27 protein-coding genes and 1 other RNA gene are annotated in these 25068 nt (G+C 67.8%); 14 read left to right on the top strand and 14 right to left on the bottom strand.

Annotated features, from left to right (window positions below; all coding sequences use genetic code 11):
- Window positions 1-119 precede the first annotated feature (119 nt).
- From BM162_RS04320 to pdeM, 10 genes are all read left to right on the top strand, one after another.
- Window positions 120-1361 carry a CpaE/TadZ family protein gene (locus tag BM162_RS04320; protein ID WP_093418233.1) on the top strand — a complete coding sequence of 414 codons (1242 nt, stop codon included), beginning with the start codon at window positions 120-122 and terminating at the stop codon, window positions 1359-1361.
- Window positions 1362-1377: 16 nt separating this feature from the next.
- Window positions 1378-2838 (top strand): TadA family conjugal transfer-associated ATPase, encoded by a 1461-nt coding sequence (locus tag BM162_RS04315; RefSeq protein ID WP_093418231.1) that lies wholly within the window; start codon window positions 1378-1380, stop codon window positions 2836-2838.
- A 3-nt stretch (window positions 2839-2841) separates the two neighbouring features.
- Window positions 2842-3810, top strand: a complete 969-nt coding sequence (locus tag BM162_RS04310; protein WP_093418228.1) for a type II secretion system F family protein — start codon at window positions 2842-2844, stop codon at window positions 3808-3810.
- A 10-nt stretch (window positions 3811-3820) separates the two neighbouring features.
- Window positions 3821-4798 carry a type II secretion system F family protein gene (locus tag BM162_RS04305; RefSeq protein WP_093418226.1) on the top strand — a complete coding sequence of 326 codons (978 nt, stop codon included), beginning with the start codon at window positions 3821-3823 and terminating at the stop codon, window positions 4796-4798.
- Window positions 4799-4803: 5 nt separating this feature from the next.
- Window positions 4804-5358 (top strand): tetratricopeptide repeat protein, encoded by a 555-nt coding sequence (locus tag BM162_RS04300; RefSeq protein ID WP_093418223.1) that lies wholly within the window; start codon window positions 4804-4806, stop codon window positions 5356-5358.
- Window positions 5359-5393: 35 nt separating this feature from the next.
- On the top strand, window positions 5394-6251 hold the full coding sequence (locus BM162_RS04295; protein WP_093418221.1) for a tetratricopeptide repeat protein: 858 nt from the start codon (window positions 5394-5396) through the stop codon (window positions 6249-6251).
- Between the two features lies 1 nt (window position 6252).
- Window positions 6253-6750: a prepilin peptidase gene (locus BM162_RS04290; RefSeq protein ID WP_093418218.1), complete on the top strand. Its 498-nt coding sequence runs from the start codon at window positions 6253-6255 to the stop codon at window positions 6748-6750.
- 133 nt (window positions 6751-6883) lie between these two features.
- Window positions 6884-8191: a DUF8689 domain-containing protein gene (locus BM162_RS04285; RefSeq protein ID WP_093418216.1), complete on the top strand. Its 1308-nt coding sequence runs from the start codon at window positions 6884-6886 to the stop codon at window positions 8189-8191.
- A 157-nt stretch (window positions 8192-8348) separates the two neighbouring features.
- Window positions 8349-10787 (top strand): ligase-associated DNA damage response DEXH box helicase, encoded by a 2439-nt coding sequence (locus BM162_RS04280; RefSeq protein ID WP_093418213.1) that lies wholly within the window; start codon window positions 8349-8351, stop codon window positions 10785-10787.
- Between the two features lie 37 nt (window positions 10788-10824).
- Complete coding sequence (gene pdeM / locus BM162_RS04275; protein ID WP_093418211.1) at window positions 10825-11502, top strand: ligase-associated DNA damage response endonuclease PdeM; 678 nt, start codon at window positions 10825-10827, stop codon at window positions 11500-11502.
- A gap of 105 nt (window positions 11503-11607) precedes the next feature.
- Here the strand turns inward: pdeM and BM162_RS04270 are convergent, their stop codons facing one another.
- The 4 genes from BM162_RS04270 to BM162_RS04255 form a co-directional block, all read right to left on the bottom strand.
- Window positions 11608-12501: an SDR family oxidoreductase gene (locus BM162_RS04270; RefSeq protein ID WP_093418208.1), complete on the bottom strand. Its 894-nt coding sequence runs from the start codon at window positions 12499-12501 to the stop codon at window positions 11608-11610.
- A gap of 56 nt (window positions 12502-12557) precedes the next feature.
- Window positions 12558-13859, bottom strand: a complete 1302-nt coding sequence (locus BM162_RS04265) for an 8-oxoguanine deaminase (RefSeq protein WP_439332818.1) — start codon at window positions 13857-13859, stop codon at window positions 12558-12560.
- A 38-nt stretch (window positions 13860-13897) separates the two neighbouring features.
- The gene (locus BM162_RS04260; protein WP_093418203.1) at window positions 13898-14704 is read right to left on the bottom strand and encodes an inositol monophosphatase family protein; all 807 of its coding nucleotides are present in this window, start codon (window positions 14702-14704) and stop codon (window positions 13898-13900) included.
- A gap of 67 nt (window positions 14705-14771) precedes the next feature.
- Window positions 14772-15140, bottom strand: a complete 369-nt coding sequence (locus BM162_RS04255; RefSeq protein WP_093418200.1) for a helix-turn-helix domain-containing protein — start codon at window positions 15138-15140, stop codon at window positions 14772-14774.
- Window positions 15141-15417: 277 nt separating this feature from the next.
- Between BM162_RS04255 and BM162_RS04250 the strand changes: the two genes are divergently transcribed.
- Window positions 15418-16377: an NADPH:quinone oxidoreductase family protein gene (locus tag BM162_RS04250; protein ID WP_093418198.1), complete on the top strand. Its 960-nt coding sequence runs from the start codon at window positions 15418-15420 to the stop codon at window positions 16375-16377.
- Here the strand turns inward: BM162_RS04250 and BM162_RS04245 are convergent.
- The gene (locus BM162_RS04245; RefSeq protein WP_093418195.1) at window positions 16374-17228 is read right to left on the bottom strand and encodes a LysR family transcriptional regulator; all 855 of its coding nucleotides are present in this window, start codon (window positions 17226-17228) and stop codon (window positions 16374-16376) included. The two genes, BM162_RS04250 and BM162_RS04245, sit on opposite strands and share 4 nt — an antisense overlap.
- 127 nt (window positions 17229-17355) lie before the next feature.
- Between BM162_RS04245 and BM162_RS04240 the strand changes: the two genes are divergently transcribed.
- Entirely contained in the window at window positions 17356-17565 is a 210-nt protein-coding gene (locus BM162_RS04240; protein WP_093418193.1) for a DUF1127 domain-containing protein, read from the top strand.
- A 155-nt stretch (window positions 17566-17720) separates the two neighbouring features.
- The gene (locus BM162_RS04235; protein ID WP_093418190.1) at window positions 17721-18476 is read left to right on the top strand and encodes a Bax inhibitor-1/YccA family protein; all 756 of its coding nucleotides are present in this window, start codon (window positions 17721-17723) and stop codon (window positions 18474-18476) included.
- A gap of 102 nt (window positions 18477-18578) precedes the next feature.
- On the opposite strand, the gene BM162_RS04230 is transcribed toward BM162_RS04235, so the two are convergent.
- The 9 genes from BM162_RS04230 to BM162_RS04190 form a co-directional block, all read right to left on the bottom strand.
- Window positions 18579-19058 (bottom strand): GNAT family N-acetyltransferase, encoded by a 480-nt coding sequence (locus BM162_RS04230; protein WP_093418188.1) that lies wholly within the window; start codon window positions 19056-19058, stop codon window positions 18579-18581.
- Window positions 19059-19132: 74 nt separating this feature from the next.
- Complete coding sequence (gene rpmG / locus BM162_RS04225) at window positions 19133-19300, bottom strand: 50S ribosomal protein L33 (RefSeq protein ID WP_093418185.1); 168 nt, start codon at window positions 19298-19300, stop codon at window positions 19133-19135.
- 78 nt (window positions 19301-19378) lie between these two features.
- The gene (locus tag BM162_RS04220) at window positions 19379-19819 is read right to left on the bottom strand and encodes a PAS domain-containing protein (RefSeq protein ID WP_093418182.1); all 441 of its coding nucleotides are present in this window, start codon (window positions 19817-19819) and stop codon (window positions 19379-19381) included.
- A 98-nt stretch (window positions 19820-19917) separates the two neighbouring features.
- An RNA gene (gene rnpB / locus BM162_RS04215) (RNase P RNA component class A) lies at window positions 19918-20290 on the bottom strand.
- 11 nt (window positions 20291-20301) lie between these two features.
- The gene (locus tag BM162_RS04210; RefSeq protein ID WP_093418666.1) at window positions 20302-20961 is read right to left on the bottom strand and encodes an N-acetylmuramoyl-L-alanine amidase; all 660 of its coding nucleotides are present in this window, start codon (window positions 20959-20961) and stop codon (window positions 20302-20304) included.
- 65 nt (window positions 20962-21026) lie between these two features.
- Entirely contained in the window at window positions 21027-21758 is a 732-nt protein-coding gene (locus BM162_RS04205; protein ID WP_093418180.1) for a hypothetical protein, read from the bottom strand.
- A gap of 35 nt (window positions 21759-21793) precedes the next feature.
- Window positions 21794-23275 (bottom strand): Asp-tRNA(Asn)/Glu-tRNA(Gln) amidotransferase subunit GatA, encoded by a 1482-nt coding sequence (gene gatA / locus BM162_RS04200; RefSeq protein WP_093418177.1) that lies wholly within the window; start codon window positions 23273-23275, stop codon window positions 21794-21796.
- A gap of 2 nt (window positions 23276-23277) precedes the next feature.
- Window positions 23278-23565, bottom strand: coding sequence for an Asp-tRNA(Asn)/Glu-tRNA(Gln) amidotransferase subunit GatC (gene gatC, locus BM162_RS04195; protein WP_093418175.1), 288 nt, complete (start codon window positions 23563-23565; stop codon window positions 23278-23280).
- Window positions 23566-23595: 30 nt separating this feature from the next.
- Complete coding sequence (locus BM162_RS04190; RefSeq protein WP_093418171.1) at window positions 23596-24258, bottom strand: ceramidase domain-containing protein; 663 nt, start codon at window positions 24256-24258, stop codon at window positions 23596-23598.
- A gap of 57 nt (window positions 24259-24315) precedes the next feature.
- Between BM162_RS04190 and BM162_RS04185 the strand changes: the two genes are divergently transcribed.
- A complete protein-coding gene (locus BM162_RS04185; protein WP_093418169.1) occupies window positions 24316-25008 on the top strand; it encodes a metal-dependent hydrolase in 693 nt (230 codons plus the stop codon).
- Window positions 25009-25068 lie beyond the last annotated feature (60 nt).

The following is a 25068-nucleotide window of genomic DNA, read 5'->3' as shown; positions in this document are numbered from 1 at the left end:
CCAAGTTTCCCCGCGAAGGAGGATACAAGCCCCGGCACGAGGGACGCGGCGAGTCGCCCGCGCCGATGCACGTGTTCCGCCGCCACTCCGGCGGAGTGCGAGAACCAAGGATGTGAGTCATGAGCAGCAATGCCGTCGCGCAGACAGACCCGGAGCCGATCGTCGCCTGCACCATCTGCCGGGACATCCAGAACTTCGACCTTCTGATCGAGGACATGGAGTCCGAGCTCGGCGAGCGCTGGGGCGATTTGTCGTTCGAGGACGCGGCGCTGTTTCTCCAGCAGCCGGATGCGGATGCGCTCGAGTTCGTCGCCGTCGCCATGGACGAGGACGACGAGCCCGACCTGCCGGTCATTGCCGCGACCGTGAAGGCCGCGGTCGAGAAGGGCGTGAAAGTCATCGTCATCGCCGAGGAAGTGAGCCCGATGGTCCTGCACCGTCTGCTCAAGCTCGGCGCGACCGAATTCGTGCCCTATCCCCTGCCCCAGGGCGCGCTGCACGAGGCGATCGAGCGGCTGCGCACGCCGCCCCCCGAGGCCGAGGCGCCCGCCGCCGAGCGTCCGAAGCTGCAGGCGACCGGCGACCGCGACGGCGTGGTGCTGGCGGTGCACGGTCTGTCGGGCGGCGTGGGCGCGACGACCTTCGCCGTCAACCTGGCCTGGGAACTCGCGACGATCGAGAAGCAGGACGCCCCGCGCGTCTGCCTTCTGGACTTCGACCTGCAGTTCGGCGCGGTGGCGACGTATCTCGACCTTCAGCGCCGCGAGGCGGTGTTCGAGCTTCTGTCGAACACCGAGGCGATGGACACCGACAGCTTCATGCAGGCACTGCTGACCTATGGCGACAAGCTGCACATCCTGACCGCGCCCGCCGACATGCTGCCGCTCGACATCGTGACCGGCGAGGATATCGAGCGCGTGCTAGCCGCGGCGCGGGCGAACTTCGACTATGTGGTGATCGACATGCCACGCACGGTCGTCCACTGGACCGAGACGGTGCTGAACCAGGCGCATGTCTACTTCACGCTGCTCGAGCTCGACATGCGGTCAGCCCAGAACGCGTTGCGGCTGCTGCGGGCGCTGAAGTCCGAGGAGCTGCCGGTCGAGAAGCTGCGCTACATCCTCAACCGCGCGCCCAAGTTCACCGACCTGACGGGCAAGAGCCGTGTCAAGCGCATGGCCGAAAGCCTCGACATCTCGCTCGACGTGCAATTGCCCGACGGCGGCAAGCAGATCCTGCAGGCCTGCGACCACGGCCAGCCGCTGGCTGAGATCGCCAAGAAAAGCCCCGTCCGCAAGGAAATCCAGAAGATTGCCCGCCAGGCGCACGAGGTGAACCGGGCCGAGGCGAAGGAAGGCTGAGAGGAGTTCGCAAGGCATGTTCTCGCGTTACAAGAAGACGGGCGGCGGCAAGCCCGCACCGGTGGCTGCAGCGGCCGAGGCCGACGCCGCCCCCGCGCATGCCCCCGCCGCGGCACCGAAAGCCGCGCCGCCCAAGCCCACGCCGATGCAGACCCGCCGTTCGCCCGCCAAGCCCGCGCCGGTCGACAAGGAGCGCAAGCGCAAGGAGCGGCTGGCCGAGATCAAGGTCGAGCTGCACAAGCGCCTGCTGGACAACCTGAACCTCGCCGCCATCGAAACCGCGGCCGAGGCGGACCTGCGCGCCGAGATCGTGTCGATCGCGGGCGAGGCGCTGGACGAGCTGGGCGTGGTGCTTAACCGGGAGGAACGCCAGGCCCTCAACCAGGATCTCTATGACGAGGTGAAAGGCCTGGGCCCGCTCGAGACGCTGCTCAAGGACGACAGCGTCAACGACATCCTGGTGAACGGCCCGCAGCAAATCTTCGTCGAGCGCAACGGCAGGCTCGAGCTGACGGACATCACCTTCAAGGACGAGCGCCACCTGCTGCGGATCATCGACAAGATCGTGTCCGCCGTGGGCCGCCGCGTCGACGAGTCGAACCCCTATGTCGACGCGCGTCTCGCCGACGGCTCGCGTTTCAACGCGATGGTGCCGCCGATCGCGGTGGACGGCTCGCTGGTCTCGATCCGGAAGTTCAAGAAGGAAAAGCTGGGCATCCGCGATCTCGTGGGCTTCGGCGCCTTCTCGGAAGAGATGGCGCTATACCTCGAAGCCGCAGTGTCGACCCGGCTGAACGTGATCGTTTCGGGCGGGACCGGCTCGGGCAAGACCACGACGCTCAACGCGCTGTCGTCCTTCATCGACAACTCCGAGCGTATCCTGACCATCGAGGACACCGCCGAACTTCAGCTTCAGCAGACGCATGTGGGCCGGATGGAAAGCCGTCCCGCCAACGTCGAGGGCAAGGGCGCCGTCACGCAGCGCGACTGCCTTCGCAACGCGCTGCGGATGCGTCCCGATCGCATCATCGTGGGCGAGACGCGGGGAGAGGAAGTCATCGATATGCTCCAGGCCATGAACACCGGCCACGACGGCTCGATGACCACGATCCACGCGAACTCGTCACGGGACGCGGTGTCGCGGCTCGAGAACATGATCGCGATGGCCGGTATCGAGATGCCGATCAAGGCGGTGCGCAGCCAGATCGCCAGCGCCGTGCACCTGATCGTGCAGGCCAGCCGCCTGCAGGACGGCTCGCGCCGAATGGTGTCGATCACCGAAGTGACCGGCATGGAGGGCGACGTAATCTCGATGCAGGAGGTCTTCCGCTTCCAGCGCGTCGGCCTGACCCCCGACAACAAGATCATCGGCCATTTCACGGCGACCGGCGTGCGGTCGCATTTCTCAGAACGGTTCCGGATGTGGGGCTTCAACCTGCCGCCCGAGATCTTCGAACCCGTCAATCCGGGACGCTGAACCATGCCCATCAGTGCCGAACCGCTGATCTATGGACTGATCTTCGTCGCCGTTCTGGTGCTGGTCGAGGGCCTGTATCTGACGGTCTTCGGCAAGTCGATCAGCCTCAACAGCCGGGTGAACCGCCGTCTCGAGATGCTCGAGAAGGGCAAGGGCCGCGAACAGGTGCTCGAACAGCTCCGCAAGGAGATGTCGCAGCACATGAAGTCGCAGAAGATCCCGGTCTATGCGCTTCTGGCGGCCAAGGCGCAGAAGGCCAACATCGCCTTTTCGCCGGTGCAGCTGATCCTGGTGATGGCGGTTCTGGCCGGGGTGGCTTTCGCCGGCCTGACCTTCGCGACCGAGGCAAGCCCCGTCGTGCGCGCCGCCGTCGCAATCGCGATGGGCGTCGGCGGGGTCTATGTCTGGATAGACAACAAGGCCAAGAAGCGGATGGGCCTGATCGAAGAGCAGCTGCCCGACGCGGTCGAGCTCATGGTCCGCTCGCTGCGCGTGGGTCACCCGTTCTCGTCGGCGATCAACATCGTCGCGAAAGAGGTGCCCGATCCGCTGGGATCCGAGATGGGCGTTATCGCAGACGAAAGCGCCTATGGCCGCGACGTGGGTGAATCGCTCAAGGCGATGGCCGAGCGGATGGACATGCAGGATTTGCGCTTCCTGGCGGTCGCCGTGACCATCCAGCAGCAATCCGGCGGCAATCTGGCCGAGATCCTGGACGGCCTGGCAAAGGTGATCCGCTCGCGTTTCAAGCTGTTCCGCAGGGTCAAGGCAATCACCGCCGAGGCCAAGTGGTCCGGCATGTTCCTGTCAGTCTTCCCGCTCGTCGCGCTTGTGGCCATCGTCGTCATCAAGCCCGACTACTACGACGACGTGAAAGAGACGGCGTACTTCATCCCCGCCTGCCTTGTCGTCGCAGGCTTCCTTGTCGCCAACATCTTCGTGATGCGGGCACTGGTGAACATCAAGGTCTGAGGAGGGTCCGATGGACGCCATTAACGCGCTTCTGACCGAGCAGCTCGGTCCCCTCGGCCCGCTGATCGCGGTCGGCGGTCTGGGCCTGCTGCTGGTGCTTCTGGCCCTGCCCGCGCTGCTCAAGCGGAAGGAAGACCCGCTCGACCGGCTCAGGAAGTCGGCCGCGGCCGGACGGCAGGACGCCAACGCGAAGGACAAGCGCCTGCGCGTGGGCGGCAAGCAGGACAAGCTGGCGAAGTACTCCGACTTCCTCGAGCCGCAGAACGAGGCCGAGTATTCCGCAGTGCGCCTGAAGCTCTTGCAGGCCGGCTATCGCTCGAAGAACGCCGTGCGGATGTACCACTTCGCGCAGTTCGTGCTGGGACTGGGTGCGCTGCTTCTGGGCGGCCTCTATGCCGTGCTGTCCAGCGCGACGGGCGAGCCCACCACCACGAACCTCATCCTGTCGATCCTGATCCCCGGCACCATCGGCTACATGGCGCCGAAGTACTGGGTGACCAAGCGACAGCAGCAGCGGCAGGAAGAGATCACCAACGGCTTTCCCGACGCGCTGGACATGATGCTGGTCTGCGTCGAGGCGGGCCAGTCGCTGGATCAAGCGATCATCCGGGTGGCCAAGGAAATCCGCGCGGGCTTCCCCGCACTGGCCGACGAGTTCGAAATGGTCAGCTACGAGATCAAGGCCGGCAAGGACAAGGTCAGCGTCCTGCGCGACATGTCCGAGCGTTCGGGCGTGTCCGATGTGTCGAGCTTCGTGACCGTGCTGATCCAGTCCGCCACCTTCGGCACCTCGGTCGCCGAGGCGCTGCGCGTCTACGCGGCCGAGATGCGCGACAAACGCGTCATGCGCGCTGAGGAAAAGGCCAACACCTTGCCGACCAAGATGACTCTGGCCACGATGATGCTGACCGTGCCGCCGCTGTTGATCATCCTTCTCGGCCCGTCGGTCTATGACATCGTGGTGACGCTCGGCAACTTCTCGATGTAGCCCGGATGATGCGCCGCCCCGTCGCCCTCCTGCCCCTTCTGGCCCTGCTCGCGGCCTGCACCGCGCCTGGCGGTGAGGTCTCCGGCCCCTTTGCCCCGGCCAGCGTGCCAGCGTCGGAACAGGCGGTCGACGGGCTGGTCGTCGGTCACCGCCTCATGGCGGCGGGCGAACACGAGCTGGCGCTGAAATCCTTCCTGCGCGCCACGGCCGAGCACGGCGCGACGGCCGAGATCCTGTCCTCGATCGGCTCGGCCAACCTGCGCCTCGGCCGCCTGAACCAGGCCGAGGGGCTCCTGCGGGAAGCGGTGGAGACCGACCCGGACTATCCCGCGGCCTGGAACAACCTCGGGGTTGTCCTGATGGAGCGGGGGAAGGTGCCCGAAGCCGCGCAGGCCTTCCACCGGGCCTTCGCGCTCGACAGTGGCCGCAGTGTCGAAATCCGCGACAATCTGGCCTTGGCGCTCGCAAAAAAGGGAAATCCGTCGTACGCTCCGGCGCAGAACAACTTCGCCCTGGTGCGGCGCGGAACGGGCGACTTCCTGATCCGCACCGATCCCTGAGGCGAGGGACGCGAGCAGCACGGGACCACAGGCACATGCGCCACTCAATCCTGATTCCGCTCTGCCTCGGCAGCGCCGTCGCCCTGTCGGCGTGCGAGCGCGGCGCCGAGGCCGAGGTCGACCGCGCCATCCAGAGCGTGAACGTCATCGACGAAAGCAACCTCAACGACGTCATGCTCACCGCCGCCGATCCGCAGGAGGCGGTGAACTACTTCCGCCGCGCCACCGCCGAAAAGCCCGACCGGATCGACCTTCAGCGCGGGCTGGCCAAGTCGCTGATCCGCGCCAAGAGCGCAACCCAGGCCGTCGCCGTCTGGGCCCGGGTGGCCGAGCACCCCGAGGCGACGAACGAGGACAAGGTCGCCTATGCCGACGCCCTGATCCGCTCCGGCGCATGGGAACGTGCGGAGGCCGTGCTCGATGCGGTGCCGCCGACCTACGAGACCTACCAGCGCTACCGGCTCGAGGCGATGGTCGCCGACAGCAATGAGGAATGGCGGAAGGCCGACAGCTTCTACGAGGTCGCGACGGGCCTGACCACGGACCCGTCCGGCGTGCTCAACAACTGGGGCTACTCGAAGCTGTCCCGCGGCGATTATGCGGATGCCGAGCAGCTGTTCAGCGAAGCGATCGTGCACCGGCCGGACCTCTTCACCGCCAAGAACAACCTGGTGCTGGCGCGCGGGGCGCAGCGGAAATACGACATCCCCGTCGTCCCGATGGACCAGACCGAACAGGCGCAGCTAATGCACACGATGGCGCTGGCCGCGATCAAGCAGGGCGACGTCGCCATCGGCCGCGGGCTTCTGCGCGAGGCGATCGAAACGCACCCGAGGCACTTCGACGCCGCCGTGCGGGCGCTTCGTGCGCTCGAGGCCAACGTCGCCGGCTGACATGCTCGCCCTGCCCGACCACGCCGCGCTGGCTTTCCTTCCCTTCGCCTTGCCGGTCTGCTTCTGGGTCGCCTGGAGCGACATGGCGCGGATGAAGATCCCCAACCTCGCGGTCCTCGCGCTGATGGGGCTGTTCCTGCTGGTCGGGCCGCTCGTCTTGCCGCTGCCGGCTTGGGGTTGGGCATGGATGCATTTCGCCGTAGTGCTGCTGGCCGGGTTCGTGCTGAACCTCGTGGGCGCCCTCGGCGCGGGGGACGCCAAGTTCTCCGCCGCCGCCGCGCCCTTCGTGGCACCGGCGGATGCCGGCATCGTGCTCTACCTTCTGGCGACGGTGACGCTGGCCGCTTTCGTGACGCACCGCGCCGCCCGCGCCGTCCCGGCGATTCGCGGGCGGGTGGCCCACTGGGAAAGCTGGCACCGCACCCGCGACTTCCCCATGGGCATGCCGCTCGCTGGCACGCTTGCCGCTTATCTCGCGCTCGCCGCGGCGGGGGCCTGAAGCCGCGCAAGGTCGCATTTTCGACAATGCGGCGAACCCTCTCCATCTTTTGGCCATCAATCGCCGACAGGATCGGGCGCAGGACGGGCCTTCCGGGGTCCGTCATGCGACAGTGACGATTGCGAGGCCCCAGATGAACATGCAGACCGGCGCCGTCACCGCTCCGCCGCCGCCCCGCTCGCTCGAAGAAATGCGGCTACCGATGGTGATGATGCGGGACATCCTGCTCAAGACGATGTTCCGCCAGAACCTGGAGCATGTGTCAGAGATCGCGCGGAAGATCTGCCTGCCCGTCGCGGTCACGCAGGAACTCGTGGACCTCGCCCGCAGCCAGAGACTGGTCGAGGCGACGGGCACGCTGCACGCCACCGCCTCCTCGGAAATGGGCTACCAGCTCTCGGACGCCGGCAAGGCGCGTGCGCTCGACGCCCTGTCGCAGTCCGAGTACTTCGGCCCCATGCCGGTGCCGCTGGACGTCTACCGCGAACAGGTCCAGCGCCAGTCGGTGCGCAACATCCACGTCACTCGAAAACGGCTGATCGAGGCGATGGGCCACCTGATCCTGCCGGGCCACCTGCTCGACCATCTCGGGCCGGCGGTCAGCGCGGGCCGGTCGATCCTGATGTACGGGCCGCCCGGCAACGGCAAGTCCTCGATCTCGAATGGCATCCGCAACGCGCTCGGCGATCGCATCTACGTCCCCCGCGCGATCGAGTATGCGGGCCAGGTCATCACCGTCTACGATCCCATCGTCCACTCGGCCGCCGAGGTCGAAGAGGACGACCCGACCGTGCTGCGCCGTCGTGCCCGCTTCGATTCGCGCTACGTGCTCTGCGAACGGCCGACGGTGGTGACGGGGGGCGAGCTGTCGCTGTCGATGCTCGACCTCGTCTACAACCCGACCGCCCGCACCTACCAGGCGCCGCTCCAGCTCAAGTCGACGGGGGGCATCTTCATCGTCGACGATCTCGGCCGGCAGGAAGAGCCGCCGCAGGCGCTGGTCAACCGCTGGATCGTCCCGCTCGAGGAAAGCAAGGACATCCTCGCCCTCCAGTCCGGCGAAAAGTTCGAGGTGCCCTTCGACACGCTGGTCATCTTTTCCACCAACTTCCACCCGAACGAGATCTTCGACCAGGCGGCGCTCCGGCGGATCTTCTTCAAGATCAAGATTGACGGCCCGAACCAGTCCGACTTCCTCAAGATCTTCGCGCTGGTGGCGAAGAAGAAGAACATGCCGCTGGACGAAAAGTCGCTGCTGCACCTGATGAAGGTGAAGTACCCGACGATCAACAACGTCTACGCGAACTACCAGCCGGTGTTCCTGATCGACCAGATGATCTCGATCTGCGATTTCGAGGGGCTGCCCTACCAGATGACGCCCGACCTGATCGACCGGGCCTGGGACAACATGTTCGTCCGCGACGAGGAGATCGTGCGCTAGGGACTTCCTCTTGCTCCAAATACTCGAAGCGCAGGGCCAACCTCAGGCGGCGCGGGTGCCACGCAGGCGCACCCTGCGCAACCAAAGCAACTTCCTTTGAAGGAAGTTGGCGAAACTTTTGCAGAAAAGTTTCGGCCCCGCCGCTATCTAGCGCGGCATGACCACGCTTCCTGCCCGCTTCACCGATTGGTTCGCCGCCCGGGGCTGGACCATCCACCCCCACCAGCAGGACATGCTGGACCGCGCCGACGCGCCCGCCCTCCTGCTGATCGCGCCCACGGGCGGCGGCAAGACGCTCGCGGGCTTCCTGCCCTCGTTGGTTGAGTTGGCCGACGGCCGGCACGCGGGGCTTCACACGCTCTACATCTCGCCGCTCAAGGCGCTTGCCGCCGACATCCGGCGCAACCTCGGCACGCCGATCGGCGACATGCGCCTGCCGATCCGCGTCGAGGACCGTACCGGCGACACCTCGGCCACACGAAAGAAGCGCCAGCGCGCCGACCCGCCGCACATCCTGCTGACCACGCCCGAAAGCCTCGCGCTCCTGCTCAGCTACGAGGACGCGCCGCGCATGTTCGCGGGGCTCAAGCGCGTGGTGGTGGACGAAATCCACGCGCTCGCCGAGTCGAAGCGCGGCGACCAGCTGATGCTCGCCCTCTCGCGCCTTCAGGCGATCGTGCCGGACATGCGGCGCGTGGGCCTGTCGGCTACCGTCGAGGACCCGGCCGCCATCGCCGGCTTCCTGGCCCGCCACCCCGACCCCTGCGATATCCTCTATGCCGACCCCGGCCCCGACCCCGACATCGCCATGCTGCGGACGGAAGAGCCGCCGCCCTGGGCCGGCGGCGGCGGCAAGTACGCGATCCCGGCCGTGCTCGAACAGGTGCGCCGGCACAAGACTGCGCTGATCTTCCACAACACCCGCGCGCAGGCCGAGATCTTCTTCCACGAACTCTGGCTCGCCAACGAAGATGCCCTGCCCATCGGCATCCACCACGGCTCGCTCGCCCGCGAACAACGCGAGAAGGTCGAAGCCGCGATGGTCCGCGGCGACTTGCGCGCCATCGTCTGCACCGGGTCGCTCGACCTCGGGATCGACTGGGGCGACGTGGACCTCGTGATCCAGGTGGGCGCACCGAAGAACGTGAAACGGCTGGTGCAGCGGATCGGGCGGGCGAACCACCGCTACAACGCGCCGTCGAAGGCGCTGCTGGTGCCCGCCAACCGGTTCGAGATCGTGGAGTGCGTCGCCGCGCTCGAGGCGGTGAAGGCCCGCGACCTCGACGGCGACCCGCGCGGGCCGGGGCCGCGCGACGTGCTGTGCCAGCACATCCTGATCCGCGCCGCCGCCGGGCCGTTCGACGCGGCCGAGCTTTACCACGAGGTGAAGACGACCGGCGCCTATGCCGGCCTCACCCGCGCCGCCTTCGACGACTGCCTCGACTTCGTGGCGACCGGCGGCTACGCGCTGCGTGCCTATGACCGCTGGCAGCGGCTGGTCGAACGGGACGGGCTGTGGCAGCTGCGCGACCCCCGCGCGGCGCAGCGCATCCGCATGAACATCGGCACGATCCAGGACACCGACCTGCTGAAGGTCCGGATGAAGGGTCGCGGCGGCCAGCCGCTGGGCGAGATCGAGGAAGGCTTCGCCGCCACCCTCACTCGGGGCGACACGTTCCTGATGGGCGGTCAGGTCGTTCGCTACGAGGGCCTGCGCGAGATGACGGTCGAGGTCACGCGCCGCGCCGACAAGGCACCGAAGATCGCCACCTTCATGGGCACGAAGTTCGCCACCTCCACCCAGCTGTCGCAGCGTATCCTGCGCATGTTCCATCAGGAGGCCTGGCCGGAGCTGCCCGGCCACACCGCCGACTGGCTTCGCCTCCAGCGCAACCGCTCGAAGCTGCCCGAGGCCGAGACGCTGCTGGTCGAGAGCTTCCCCCATGCCGGGCGCGAGCACACCTGCGTCTACGGCTTCGCCGGCCGCAACGCGATGCAGACGCTCGGGCTGCTGGTCACGCAGCGGATGGAGCGGACGGGCCTGCACCCGATGGGCTTCGTGTCCACCGACTACGCCGTCCTGATCTGGGGACTGGACCCCGTGACCGACCCCGCCCCCCTGTTCGAGCCCGGCAACTTGCGCGAGGACTTCGAAACCTGGCTCGCGGGCAACGCCGTGATGAAGCGCACGTTCAAGGCCTCGGCCGTGATCGCGGGGCTCATCGACCGCAACACCGGCGGGCAGCGCAAGACCGGGCGGCAGGCCACGTTCTCGTCCGACATCCTCTACGACACGCTGCTGCGTTACGACCCGGACCACCTGATGATGCGCATCACCCGAGAAGAGGCGCTGAAGGGCCTGGTGGATTTCGGCCGGATCGAGGAGATGCTCGCCCGCACCGCCGGCCGGGTCGATCACGTCATGCTCGACCGCGTCACGCCGCTGGCCGCGCCCCTGTTGCTCGAGGCCGGGCGCGTGCCTGTCGAGGGTGCGGCGACCGAGCGCCTGTTGGCGGAAGAGGCCGAGAAGATGCTGGCCGAGGCCGGTCTGGCCGATCCCGACCCCGTGAAGCCGGCGTGGCGCGTGCCGTTCTGACCTTGCGAAACGTCGGCGCGCGCGGCAGGAACGCAGCATGAACGGACACGACTTCACGCTGGCGGGCGAAACGCTCACCGCCCTCGGCTCCGGCGCACTCTGGTTCGGGCCGCAGCGGTTGCTTTGCGTCTCGGACCTCCACCTCGGCAAGTCCGAGCGCACGGCCCGCCGCGGCGGCGGGCTGCTGCCGCCATACGAGATGACGGACACGCTCGCCCGTCTCGAAGCGGACATCGCCGCCGCCGATCCGGCCGTGGTCGTATGCCTCGGCGACAGCTTCGATGATCTCGCCTCGGCCGAAGCGCTGCCCGACACGGTGGTGGAGTGGCTGCGCCGGCTTCAGGCCGGCCGGAGCTGGATCTGGATCGCCGGCAACCACGACCCGACCCCGATCGATCTCGGCGGCACGCACCGGGACGAGCTGAAGGTCGGCCCCCTCACCTTCCGCCACATTGCGGATCCGTGCGCACGCCATGACATCTCGGGCCACTACCACCCGAAGGCCGCGCTCAACGTCAGGGGCAGGCTGATCTCGCGCCCCTGTTTCCTGCACGACGCGACCCGCCTGATCCTGCCCGCCTACGGCACCTATACCGGCGGCCTGCGCTGGACCGACAAGGCACTGCAGAACCTGATGGACGGCGACGCCCGGGCAATCCTCACCGGTCCGACGCCACGCCCGTTCCCCATGCCCCGCGCCGCCTGCCGCGCCTGAGGGCATCTTCGGTCCGGAAATATCCCCGCCGGAGGCATCGCGCCGGGCCACCGGCCCGGCGCAAACCGATACCGTGCGCCGAAGGCGCTCCTTTTACCTATCCAGTCAACTCGTCGGCTTGCCCCCGGTCACGCCGAGGATTTCGCCCACGGTGTAGCTCGCCTCGTTCGACGCGAGGTAGACGAAGGCCGGCGCGATCTCGGCGGGCTGGCCCGGGCGGCCCATCGGGTTGCCTTCGCCGAAATGCTCGACCTTCTCCATCGGCTGCCCGTGGGAGGGCTGCAACGGCGTCCAGAACGGGCCCGGGGCGATGCCGTTCACGCGGATGCCGCGCTCCAGCGCCAGGGGCGCCAGCCCCTCGGTGAAGCCGCGGATGGCGAACTTGGTGGTGGCATAGTCGAGGATCTGCGCCGACGGCTTGTAGCCCTGGATCGACGTCACGTTGATGATCGCCGCGCCCGGCGGCATGACCTTCAGCGCCTCCTGCGTCATCCAGAACATGGCGTAAACATTCGTCTTCATCGTCTGGTCGAACTGCTCCGAGCTGATCTCGGTCAGGTGGGGCTGGGTGATCTGCTTGCCCGCGTTGATCACCAGAATGTCGAGCCCGCCCATCTTCTCGGCCGCGTCGTTGACCAACTTGCGCGCCGTGGCCTCGTCGCTCACGTCGCCGGGCATCTTGTGGAGGCTGTGACCCTCGCCCGTCAGCAGGTCCGCAACCTGGCCGGCGTCCGGCCCCTCGACCGGCAGGTAGTTGATGCAGACCTCCGCGCCCTCGCGGGCATAGGCGATGGCGACGGCGCGGCCGATGCCGCTGTCGCCGCCCGTGATCAGCGCGCGGCGGCCTTGCAGTCGGCGCGAGCCCTTGTAGCTTTCCTCGCCGTGGTCGGGCAGCGGCTCCATTTCCTGCGCAAGGCCGGGCTCGGGCTGCTCCTGCTGCGGGAAGGGCGGTTGCGGGTAGAGCGTGCGCGGATCGCGCAGCTTGGGATCATTGGCCATCGGACGTCTCCTGTCGCTGTCGGTTGCCCGATCAACGCCGCGCCCCGGCGCTTGTTTCAGCCTGCCGCCAGCCGCTCGGCCAGGTCCCGCTGCCGCTCCAGCACGCGGGGCAGGTCGATGGTCACGAGTTGCCCGTCGCGCACCACCTGCCGCCCCTCCACGAACAGGTCGCGCACCCGGCGCGGGCCGGCCAGCAGCAGCGCCACGCGGTCCCAGCTTCCCGCTGCCTCGACGCCCGAGACATCCCAGACCGCGATATCCGCGCGCTTGCCGACCCCGATCCGCCCGCAATCGTCGCGGCCCAGAACCTCGGCTCCGCCGCGGGTGGCGATCTCCAGCGCCGCCCGCGCGGACATGGCGTCGGCACCGCCGGAGGCGCGCTGAAGCAGCATCGCCTGCCGCGCCTCCCCGATCAGGTTGCCGCTGTCGTTCGAGCCCGAACCGTCCACGCCGAGCCCAACGGGCACGCCCGCCTCCCGCATGGCGCGGATCGGCGCAATGCCCGACCCGAGGCGGCAGTTCGAGCACGGGCAATGCGCCACGCCCGTTCGCGTGCGCGCGAAGAGGTCGATCTCGTCTTCGTCCAGCTTCACGCAGTGGGCGTGCCACACGTCGTCACCGGTCCAGCCCAGGTCTTCGGCGTACTGGCCTGGGCGGCATCCGAACTGCGACAGGGAATCGGCCACGTCCTCGTCGTTCTCGGCCAGGTGGGTGTGCAGCCGCACGCCCTTGTCGCGCGCCAGCAGCGCCGCGTCGCGCATCAGCTCGCGACTGACGGAGAAGGGTGAGCATGGTGCCACGCCCACGCGCACCATCGCGCCCTCGATCGGGTCGTGGAAGCCGTCGATCACGCGGATGCAGTCGTCGAGGATGTGTTTCTCGGTCTCGACCAGCGCGTCGGGCGGCAGGCCGCCGTCGCTTTCGCCGATGGACATGGCACCGCGGGTCGGGTGGAAGCGCAGACCGACCTCGACCGCCGCGTCGATCGTGTCCTCCAGCCGCGCGCCGTTGGGGAACAGGTACAGGTGATCCGAGCTCAGCGTGCAGCCCGACAGCGCCAGCTCCGCAAGGCCCGTGAGCGCCGATACGCGCATCTCTTCCGGCCCGAAGCGCGACCAGATCGGGTAGAGCGTCTTGAGCCAGCCGAACAGCAGCGCGTCCTGCGCGCCGGGCACGGCCCGCGTCAGCGTCTGGTACAAGTGGTGGTGCGTGTTCACGAGGCCCGGCGTCACGATGCACCCGGCGGCATGCACGACCTCGGCCGCCTCGTGCGGATGCAGGTCGGGGCCGATGCCGGTGATCACGCCGTGCTCGATCAGGACGTCTGCCCCCGCCAGCTCGCGCCGGGCGTCGTCCATTGTGACGACGGCTTCGGCGCCCGTGATCAGGATCGCGCTCACAGCGCCGCCGCCAGCTCGGCCATCGCGGCGGCGTGGATCTCGGCGTTGGCGGCCGCCAGGACACGCCCGCCGTGATGGGCCGGGCCGCCGTCCCAGGCAGTCACGATACCGCCCGCGGCCTCGATCACCGCCATCGGGCCCTGGATGTCGTAGGCCTGAAGCCCTGCCTCGACCACCAGATCCACCTGCCCCGCCGCGACGAGCGCATAGGCATAGCAGTCGATGCCGTAGCGAGTGAGCTTGACCTTGCGCGACAGTGCGGCGAAGGCGCGGCCCTCCTCCTGGGTGCCGACCTCGGGGAAGGTGGTGAACAGCACCGCCTGGTCCAGCGGGCGGGCCGGGCGGGTGCGCAGATCGCTGCGCCCTCTCGGCCCGTCGGACCATGCCTGTCCCAGTCCGCCCGCAAAGCGTTCGCCGATGAAGGGCTGGTCGACGATGCCGTAGATCGGACCGGAGTCGTCCCCCACCGCGATCAGCACTCCCCACGTGGGTGTGCCGGAGAGGTAGGCGCGTGTGCCGTCGATGGGATCGAGCACCCAGGTCAGGCCCGAGGTGCCGGCTTTTGCCGCGAATTCCTCGCCCAGGATCGCGTCCTCCGGTCGCCGCCGCGCCAGCACGTCGCGCATGGCGCGTTCGGCGGCGCGATCGGCCTCGGTCACCGGATCGAAGCCCGCGGACAGCTTGTTGTCGGTCAGCAGGTCCGGCGAGCGGAAGTGGCGTAGGGTTTCGACACGGGCGGCGTCGGCCAGGGCCGACGCCGTGGCAATCAGGTCGTCGCGCAGATCGTCGGGGATATCGGGCATGGCTCCTCCGGCGCTTGGTCGTGCCTTCGGCTATGCCCTGCCCGTCTCCCGGTCAAGACCGCCGCTTTCAGGCGACGTCGCTCAGGACGCGGGCAAGCTCGAACAGCCGCCGGCGCTGGTTTTCCGGGATCGCGTAATAGGAGCGCACGAGCTCGAGCGCCTCCTTGTCCGACAGGATGTCGCCGGGAAGGGTAGTGCCCTCCGCCCTCTCGTGATCTTCCTCGAGACCCTCGAAGAAGAACGACACCGGCACGTCCAGCGCCTCGGCGATGTCCCACAGGCGCGAAGCGCTGATGCGGTTCATCCCCGTCTCGTACTTCTGGATCTGCTGGAATTTGATGCCGACCGCCTCGGCCAGCTGCTGCTGGGTCATGCCCACCATCCACCGGCGATGGCGGACGCGTTTGCCCACATGGACGTCAACTGGGTGTTTCATCTGCGCGCTCTCGCTTTCTGAATTGGGAATATAAATCGACCTTAGATTGGGTATAATCAACCCGACCTTTCGGGTAGGTAGTGCAAATTCGTCTACAAACTCTTCAACCGGATGCACTCGCAGGAACTGGCGGGCAAGCCACGCCAACATACGAACACAACCAATACATGAAGTTTACGGGCCGCGGCACAATCGATCAATCGGTTCTTTCGGACAGGTCCACTCGCCTGCCGAGCTGTACCGGGCTACCAATGGTACAGGGCAGAAGGAGCGTCAGATGCGGGCCTACCAAGTCGTTGACACCGATGCGTCCCCTCAGTGGCGGGACGTTCCGTCGCCTGAACCGGGCGCGGGCGAGGTCGCGGTCGGGATCGCAGCCTGCGGGCTGAATTTTGCCGACCTGCTGATGGCGAAGGGAAAATACCAAGAACGCCCGCCCCTGCCCTTCACACTTGGCATGGAACTTGCCGGCACGGTCGAGGCGGTCGGTCGCGATGTCGACGCCCTTGCTCCGGGCACGCGCGTCGCCGTCTTCGCCGGGCATGGTGGGCTGGCCGAGCGCGGGGTATTCCCCGCCGACCGCTGCACCGCGCTGCCCGACGACATGCCGTTCGAGCATGCAGCGGCCTTCCAAGTCGCCTATGGCACGGCGCACGTGGCCCTGAACCACCGCGCGCGCCTGTGCGAGGGCGAGACGCTGCTGGTCACCGGTGCGGCAGGCGGCGTGGGGCTGACGGCGGTCGAGATCGGCAAGCTCATGGGCGCCCGCGTCATCGCCGCCGCCCGCGGGCAGGACAAGCTCGCTGTCGCCCGCGAGGCCGGTGCGGATCACCTGGTCGACATAGGGGCGGAGGATTTGCGAAAGGCGGTCAAGGCGCTCGGCGGGGCCGACGTCGTCTATGACGTCGTGGGCGGAGAGCTTTTCACCGCCGCCCTGCGCGCCTGCCGGCCCGAGGCGCGCGTGCTGGTCGTAGGCTTCGCCAGCGGCGAAGTTCCGCGCATCGCGGCCAATCACCTGCTGGTCAAGAACGTCGACGTGATGGGCTTCTACTGGGGCGGCTACGCGGCGTTCCGGCCCGAGGTGCTGACCGGCAGCCTTGCCACGCTGTTCGACTGGTACTCCGACGGCCGCCTCAGCCCGCATATCAGCCACGTCCTGCCGCTCGACCGGGCGGCCGAGGGGCTGGAACTGATCCGCGACCGCCGCTCCACCGGCAAGGTCGTGATTACACCCTAGACGGCGCGATAATGCTGGCGGATCAGCGCCGCCATCGCCTCGGCCACCTCGCCGGTGGCGAGTTCCGAGCGATAGAGGTTGATGCTCTGCGACTTCAGCTCGGGCAGCGCGCCGCCATGGGGGATCGGCTCGGTATACGGCGGCTCGGTCCCCTCGATGACCGCGTGAACTGCAAGGTCGGCGGCGACCGTTGCCTCGATCGTGCGGTCGGACTGGGATTCGACCGCCATCTCCCACGGGATCTGAACTGCGTCGAGCGCCCGCTGCACGCCGGTGCGGAAGATGCAATGCGTGCCGAAGGCCAGCCTGAGCGGACGGTCGCGCCAGGCGTTACCGCCGATGGCGCCCACCCAGACCAGGCGGCGCACGCTGAGCGTCTCGCCGCCCACGTCGCAGCCGTCCTCGGTCGTGAGGATGAAGTCGATCTCGCCGCGCCCGTACATCGATTTAAGATTTCGTGTGAAGGACGACAGAAGCTGTACTCGCACGCGCGGAAAATCGGCGGCGAATCGCTGAAGGATCTGCGGGATTGCTGGATAGACGATGTCGTGCGGCACGCCCAGCACCAGCTCGCCCTCGAAGGCGGTGTCGGTCATCCGCGACATCACCTCGTCGTTCAGCTCGAGCATGCGGCGGGCATAGCTCAGAAGCTGTTCACCCGCGCTGGTGAGCGATACGCTACGCGACGAACGGTCGAGCAGCGACAGACCCAGCGCCTCTTCCAGCCGCTTGAGCTGCATCGACACGGCGGACTGCGTGAGGTTCAGAAAGCCCGACGCCTTGGTGACGCCGCCGGTGTCGGCCACGGCGACGAACGAGCGCAGGGCGGTCAGATCGAGGTTGCGGGGCATGTCATCAGCCTTCGTGATGCTTCACGTCATAAACATTCGTTTTTCATATTGAACACCATCCTCCATATCCATCAACAGAAATGATGACGCACCACCGTCTCGTCACGGAATTGAAAGGTACAACGAGATGCACGCCGCAGCCTCCTCCTCCCTCTATCGCCCCGCCCATGCACGCCGCGCCGGCCTTCTGGCCCGCGTGATCGGGCTGCACGACGTCTGGCGCCAGCGCCGCCGCCTCGCCACGCTCGAGGCGCACATGCTGCGCGACATCGGCCTGACCCGCGACGCCGCGGCGCTCGAAGCGAAGCGCCCGTTCTGGGATCGTCCGTCCGTCTGATCAAGCCGGCCCCGCATGCGGCGCTACGGCGCGGCGAAAACGGACCGCGCCGGGTCCGGAACAGCTTGAAAAGATGATGCCGTTTCCCGATATTCCCATTCAAGCGCGGACCGTCTCCGGACCCGCGTACAACAGGAATCCTTGGGAGGCGATCAATGGCTGACTTCCAGACGATCCGGGCCGGCGTCGGCGCCCGCGCCGGTCAGATCGACGAGGGCCTCAAGGCCCACATGAACAAGGTCTACGGCACGATGTCCGTGGGCATGCTGATTACCGCGCTTGCCGCTTGGGCCTTCTCGGGCCTGGCGGTCACCAGCGGCCCGGCGGGCGAAACCGTGCTCACCGCCTTCGGCCAGGCGATCTATGCTTCGCCGCTGAAGTGGCTGATCATGTTCGCGCCGCTGATCATGGTGTTCGGCTTCGGCGCCGTCATCAACCGCATCTCGGCGGCCGGCGCGCAGCTTTACTTCTATGGCTTCGCGACCCTGATGGGCCTGTCGCTGAGCTCGATCTTCCTGGTCTACACCGGGGTATCGATCGCGCAGACATTCCTGATCACGGCCATCGCCTTCGCCGGTCTATCGCTGTGGGGCTACACCACGAAGAAAGACATCTCGGGCTGGGGATCGTTCCTGATCATGGGCCTGATCGGCCTGATCGTGGCCTCGATCGTGAACATTTTCCTCGCCAGCCCGGCGCTGCACTTCGCGGTTTCGGTCATCGGCGTGCTGATCTTCGCCGGCCTGACGGCGTACGACACGCAGCGGATCAAGACCGACTACATTCAGCACGCGCAGGCGATGGACCAGGAGTGGCTGGCCAAGTCCGCAATCATGGGCGCGCTGAACCTCTACCTCGACTTCATCAACCTGTTCATGTTCCTGCTCCAGTTCCTCGGCAATCGCGAGTGATCGTAGGGACGCACTGAACGACAGGAAGGGCCGGCCAAGCGCCGGCCCTTTTCTTTTGCAGGCACCGGCCTGCCTAAACGGGAAAGCTGCGCCTCGCGCCCCTCAAAGCTCCCGCGCCATCTCCACGATCGGGAAGTCGATGCCGGGTGCCAGCGGTACGCTCGCGCGACCGAGCGTGCGGAAGCCCATCGACGCATAGAACGGCTCGGCCGTCAGCGTCGACTGGCAGACGATGCACCGGCAGCCCGCGGCGGCCGCACGGACCAGCACCTCGCCCACCAGCGCACGGGCCACGCCCTGCCGCACGCGCCGATGGTCGGTGACCAGGTGGCGCATGACGGCCGCGCCGCTCGAACCACGGCTCCAGCCGCCTGCGCCCACGACCGCGCCCTCCACTGCGACGAGGTAGCGGCCCGAGGCCAACAGCCCCGGCTGTGCCCGCGCCAGGCGCGGCACGGCGGTTACAAGGACCGAAGGCGGGTAATCGCGCTTCAGAAGGGCCGGGTACGACCTGGCGAACAGTGCGTCGACCTCCGCCAGATCCGCAGGCGCCGCGGTCCGCACCGTCAGCGTGCCGATCATCGCATTCCCCCGAAACGGAAAAAGCCGCGCGAGGGCATCGCGCGGCTTCGGATCAGACCGGAAGGGATCGAGTCTTACTTGATCTTGCCTTCCTTGTACTCGACGTGCTTGCGCGCGACGGGATCGTACTTCTTGATGGTCATCTTCTCAGTCATCGTACGCGCGTTTTTCTTGGTCACGTAGAAGTGGCCGGTATCCGCCGTCGAGTTGAGACGGATCTTGATGGTCGTCGGCTTCGCCATGCCTCTCTCCTCAACAAGGCAGCCTCGCCGCCCGTGAAAACTCTGGAATGCCGCCTTCTACTCGGTTGCCAAGCGGTGTCAACCGCTTTCCGAAGCCTCGTTCGCCCCCTTGTCGCGCAGGACGACCATGAGCGTTTCCACCCGCCCGTCCGGGTCGATGATCGGGCTGAGGACGACGTCCCAGCGCACCTTGCCGCCGCTGCGCGCGCCGATGGGAAACCGCGCCATGTCGCCCGCAGCGGCGCGCGCCACCGCGTCCCTCAGAAGCGGGGCGTCCTCCTCGGGCCAGAGATCCCAGATGTCGCGGCCCGAAAGGTCCCCTTGGGCAGGGCCGAAGCGGGTGCGCGCGCTTTCGCTGACGAACGAGATACGCCCCTCCCGCGTAAGCAGCACGACGCAGTCCGCGCAGGTGCGCAGGAAGGCCAGGCTGAACTGCGGTGCAGCGCCGCCCGGTCCCGGTGCCCTGATCGTGTCCCTGAACGCGTCCTGACGGTCACGTCCGAATCCCAGCGCTCCCATGCGCACCTCCGCTCCGCGGATCAACCCTAGGTAAACCCTAGAGAATCATGGGAGCCGGTCAACCGGGTCCATAGCGATTCTATCGCGTTCACGGAAACGTGCGCGGACGGCCTGTAAGCCGGATTCTGTCCCGGGGTTGCCCCCGTGGATGACCATTCATCTAGCCCCGCCCTTGCGGACGGGGTCTTGCTGCCAACCCGGATCCCTGGGCTGAAGCCGCCTTGGGGTCCGTGCCCCGCGGGATCCCTATTCGGCATTGCTCCCGGTGGGGCTTGCCGTGCCGGTCCTGTTGCCAGGCCCGCGGTGGGCTCTTACCCCACCGTTTCACCCTGACCCTCGCACGAGGCGAAGGCGGTCTGTTTTCTGTGGCGCTTTCCGTCGGGTCGCCCCGCCCGGGCGTTACCCGGCACCGTCGCTTCATGGAGTCCGGACTTTCCTCACCCCGAAGGGTGCGGCCATCCAGCCGTCCGCGCCGTGCCGATTTAGGCGCTGGCCCGCACGCGGTCAACGGGGAACCGGCGCGCCATGTCCTCGGCAAGCGCAAGGTCAACGGCGTCGGCGGGACCGAGAGCGTGCGGACGGACGCGCAGGCGAAAGGCCGCAAGCAGCACGTCGGGGGCCGCGTCGGCCGTGTAGCCGCAGCGCCGCAGCGCCGCCGTCAGCCGCGCCGCATCGGTCCCTCGCGGTCCCTCTTCGCCCGAGACAGGACTGTCAGGGACCGCCGAGGCCCCCGGCCAGACCGTCAGCCCCCGCAACGCCAGCCGTCGCCAGTCGAAGCGCGGGCCCGGGTCGATCTTCCTCCCGGGCGCGGTGTCGGAATGGCCAATGACCCGGCAGGGGGACACATGCCACCGGCCCATGATCCCCTGCAGAAGCGCCTCGAGCGCCGCCATCTGCGCCTCGGGGAACGGCGATGCCGCGTCGTTCGCCAGTTCGATGCCGATCGAGCGCGAGTTGACGTCACTCACCTCGCCCCACGCCCCCGCCCCGGCGTGCCAGGCGCGCGCGTCCTCGTCCACCATCCGCACCACCGTGCCGTCCTCGGCCACCAGGTAATGCGCCGAAACCTCGGCCTCGGGCGCGCACAGCCGCCTCACGGCCGCCTCGGCGCTCGCCATTGCGGTGTAGTGGATGACCACCATGTCGGGCCGCACGCCGCCGCGCCGCGGACCGCGGTTGGGCGACGGGCGCTCGACGATGTGCACGCTCAGTTCCGGACGGCCCGGCGGAACGGGGTTGGGTCCCAGTAGCAGGCAAAGCCGTCGCCGTCGGGGTCCAGCCCCTTTCGGTCCCGCTCGGGCCCGCCGCGGGCCAGGAAGTCCTGCTGCGCCAGGTCCGACGAAGCATATTCCGCGCAATTGCGCAGGAAGCGGCTTTCCTTCGCGATCCCGATCCGGCGGTACACCTGTTCGCCCACATCGTTGCTGGTGTTCAGCGCGTACTGCACGATGTTCGGCCCGGTGTCGCCGCGCCGCGTCGGCAGCGGCTCGGGGCGGATCACCTCGTACGCCTCGCGCTGCGCTTCCAGCCGCTCGCGGTCGCTTTCGATCGTCTCGCGGCTCGACACGGCCTCGAAGCTCTGCTCGTCCGAGATGCCGGGATTGTTGATGTCCACCCGCGCCGACGGCGCCGTTTCAGGCCGGTCAAAGCTCGGCGTCGCGCGCTCGCCCACCGGCAGGCCGGCCGCGCTCAGCTCTTCGGCCGAGATCGCGTCGGACGACGTGCCCGCCGCGGCGGAGCCAGCGCCGGTCGCGTCGAGCGGCCCCTCCCACATCGTCGGCGCGGCCGGCCGGTCGCCGCGCAGCTCGGCCTCGCGTGCAAGGCGCGCCGCCTCGTAGCTGTTGTAGTCGCCGAAACCGACGCCGGCCCCGCTGTCGGGGATCGTCGGAGCGCAGGCCGTCAAGGCCAGCGCCGCCGCCACACCGCAAAGAAGTCTCATCACCCGTCCGTCCGCCTGTATCCCTGCCCGAAGGGTTACCACCATTTATCCGGCTTGGAAACGAAGCCCGCCGACTGCTCGAGCGCGTAGGCCGTGTTGAGCAGGTCGCCCTCCTCCCACGGCCGCCCGATCAATTGCAGTCCAAGCGGAAGGCCCTGTCCATCAAGCCCCGCCGGCACCGCGATGCCCGGAAGGCCCGCAAGGTTCACCGTCACCGTGAACACGTCGTTGAGGTACATCTGCACCGGATCGGCGTCGGTCATCGCGCCCAGCGGGAAGGCCGCCGAGGGCGTCGCGGGCGTCAGGATCGCGTCCACGCCCTGCGCGAAGACGTCCTCGAAGTCCTTCTTGATCAGGGTCCGGACCTTGCGCGCGCGGTTGTAGTAGGCGTCGTAGAAGCCCGCCGACAGCACGTATGTGCCGACCATGACGCGGCGCTTCACCTCGTCGCCGAACCCCTCGGCGCGGGTCTTCTCGTACATCTCGGTGATGCCGTCGCCCTGCGCCAGCTTGGCGCGGTGGCCGAAGCGCACGCCGTCATAGCGCGCCAGGTTCGAAGACGCCTCGGCCGGAGCGATCACGTAATAGGCGGGCAGCGCGTACTTCGTGTGCGGCAGCGAGATGTCGACGATCTTCGCGCCCGCATCCTGAAGCATCTTGCGGCCGTCGGTCCACAGCGCCTCGATCTCGGCGGGCATGCCCTCCATGTGGTATTCCTTGGGAATGCCGATGGTCTTGCCGCGGATGTCACCCGTCAGCATCGACTCGAAGTCGGGCACCGGGATGTCCGCGCTGGTGGAATCCTTCGGGTCGTGCCCGGCCATCGCCTGGAGCATGATCGCCGCGTCGCGCACCGTCTTGGTCATCGGCCCGGCCTGGTCGAGCGACGAGGCGAAGGCGACGATGCCCCAGCGCGAGCAGCGGCCGTAGGTGGGCTTCAGACCGACCGTGCCCGTGAAGGCGGCGGGCTGGCGGATCGAGCCGCCGGTGTCGGTGCCGGTGGCCGCAAGGCACAGGTCGGCGGCTACCGCGGCGGCCGACCCGCCCGAGGACCCGCCGGGCGTGCGCTGCGCGTCGTCCACCTTCCACGGGTTCACCACGTCGCCGTAGACGCTGGTTTCGTTCGACGAGCCCATGGCGAACTCGTCCATGTTCAGCTTGCCCAGCATCACCGCGCCGGATTCGAAGAGCTGCCGGGTGACGGTCGACTCGTATTCCGGCTTGAACCCTTCGAGGATGCCGCTGGCCGCCTGGGACGGCACGTGCCGCGTGCAGAACAGGTCCTTGATGCCCAGCGGCACGCCGCACATGGCGGGCGCCTCGCCGTCCTTGATGCGGGCGTCGGCGGCTTTCGCCTGCTCGAGCGCGAGGTCGTGGGTCGGATGCACGAAGGCGTTCAGCGCCTTGGCGCCGTCGGCGGCCTTAAGGCAGGCCTCGGTCAGCTCGACGCTGGTGACGTCGCCCTTGCGCAGGGCGTCGCGGGCGTCGGCGATGGTCAGGGCGTTCAGGTCGGTCATGTTCACTCCACCACCTTCGGGACCGCGAAGAAGCCTTCGCGCGCGTCCGGCGCGTTGGCCAGAACCTTGTCGGGCATGCCGCCGTCGGTGACGACGTCCTCGCGCCGCTTCAGGCGCATGGGCGTCACGCCGGTCATCGGCTCGACGCCCTCGACGTCCACCTCCTGCAGCTGTTCGATGAAGCCGAGGATCGCGTTGAACTCGTCGGCCAGCGCCGGGAGATCCTCCTCCGGCACGGCGATGCGGGCGAGGTGCGCCACGCGGCGCGCGGTGTCGAGGTCGATGGACATGGGAACTCTCCGTTTCCGAACGCTGCGCGTTTAGCGCCCCGCCCCGCCGGCTTCAAGCCGGTGGCGGCGATAGACCTCGATCATCCACCCCAGCATGAGCGCGTTGAGCAGGTGCCACAGGAAATGCGTGCCGACGGGGACGGCATCGCAAAGCGGCGCATCGAGCGAGCGAAAGACGAGGCTGGCGACCAGGATGCCCGCCCCGATAGCGAGACCCCGCGCCGTCAACGGCGTGCGCCGGCGCAGGAGCACGGCGTAAAGCAGGATGAGCACCGGCACGGGCCAATAGAAGGACGAGGCGGCGAAGAAGGGCAAACCCGCGAAGACGGGCGTCAGCAGCACGGTCCAAGGGATGAAGGCGGCCGTGCCGAGCACCGCGGCCCAGACCGGCATGGCCCAGAAATGCCGGTTGGCGGCGAAGAGGTAAAGCAGGATGAACGCCCCGATGGGCGTCGTGTCCGCCGTCGCCGCCCAGCGCGTGGCGAAGGTATGGAACAGCAGCGAGCCGATACCGATCGTGGCGAGCACCAGGCACAACAGGACCGCCAGCGTCAGGCCCTGTCCCCGCACCCGCCGCCATATCACCCAAGCGGCGAACAGGAAGGCAAGGTTGGTCGCGGCGTTCACGGGCTCGGCCCACAGCGCCGGCCCCAGCCGTTCGCAGTACCCGTCGATACTGTCCGACCAATCCATGTGACACCCGCGCCCTGTCCGCTACCATGCAGCCCGAGGCAACATAGGGAGACGAGTATGAAGATCACGTGGCTCGGACATGCCAGCTTTCGCATCGAGATCGCGGACCAGGTGCTGCTGGTCGATCCCTGGCTCGAAGGAAACCCGGTCTTTCCCGACGCGCGCAAGGAGGACGCCATCCGCGGCGCGACCGCCATCCTGCTGACTCACGGTCATTTCGACCACGCCAGCGGGGTGGCGGGGCTGGCCAAGACCCTGGGCGTCCCGGTTCTGGGCATCTTCGACCTGATGGGGCACCTCGAGAAGACCGAGGGGATCGAGGTCACCGGCTTCAACAAGGGCGGCACGGTGGCGCTCGGCGAGGTGAAGGTGACGATGGTGAACGCGGCCCACTCCTCCTCGATCGCGACGGATCACGGCCCGATGTACGCGGGCGCCGAGGCCGGCTACATGATCGCCGGCGAAGGACGCACGCTTTACGTCTCGGGCGATACGGACATCATGGCGGACATGGCGTGGATGGGCGAATACCACGCGCCCGAGATCGGCATCCTGAGCGCCGGCGGCCACTTTACCATGGACATGGAGCGCGCGGCCTGGGCGGCGAAGCGGTACTTCGACTTCAAGACCGTGATCCCGTGCCACTACAAGACCTTCCCGCTGCTGGAGCAGTCGGCCGACAAGCTGGTCGAGGCGCTGCCGGGCGTCGACGTGAAGACGCCCGACGTCATGGAGACGGTAGAGCTTTGAGCGCGCAACTTCCTTCAGAAGGAAGTTGCCAAGACCTTTCTTGAAAGGTCTTGGCCCCAC

The sequence above is a fragment of the Tranquillimonas alkanivorans genome, from assembly GCF_900115595.1.
Classification (GTDB): Bacteria; Pseudomonadota; Alphaproteobacteria; order Rhodobacterales; family Rhodobacteraceae; genus Tranquillimonas; species Tranquillimonas alkanivorans.
This window is presented reverse-complemented; position numbering and strand designations above follow the sequence as displayed.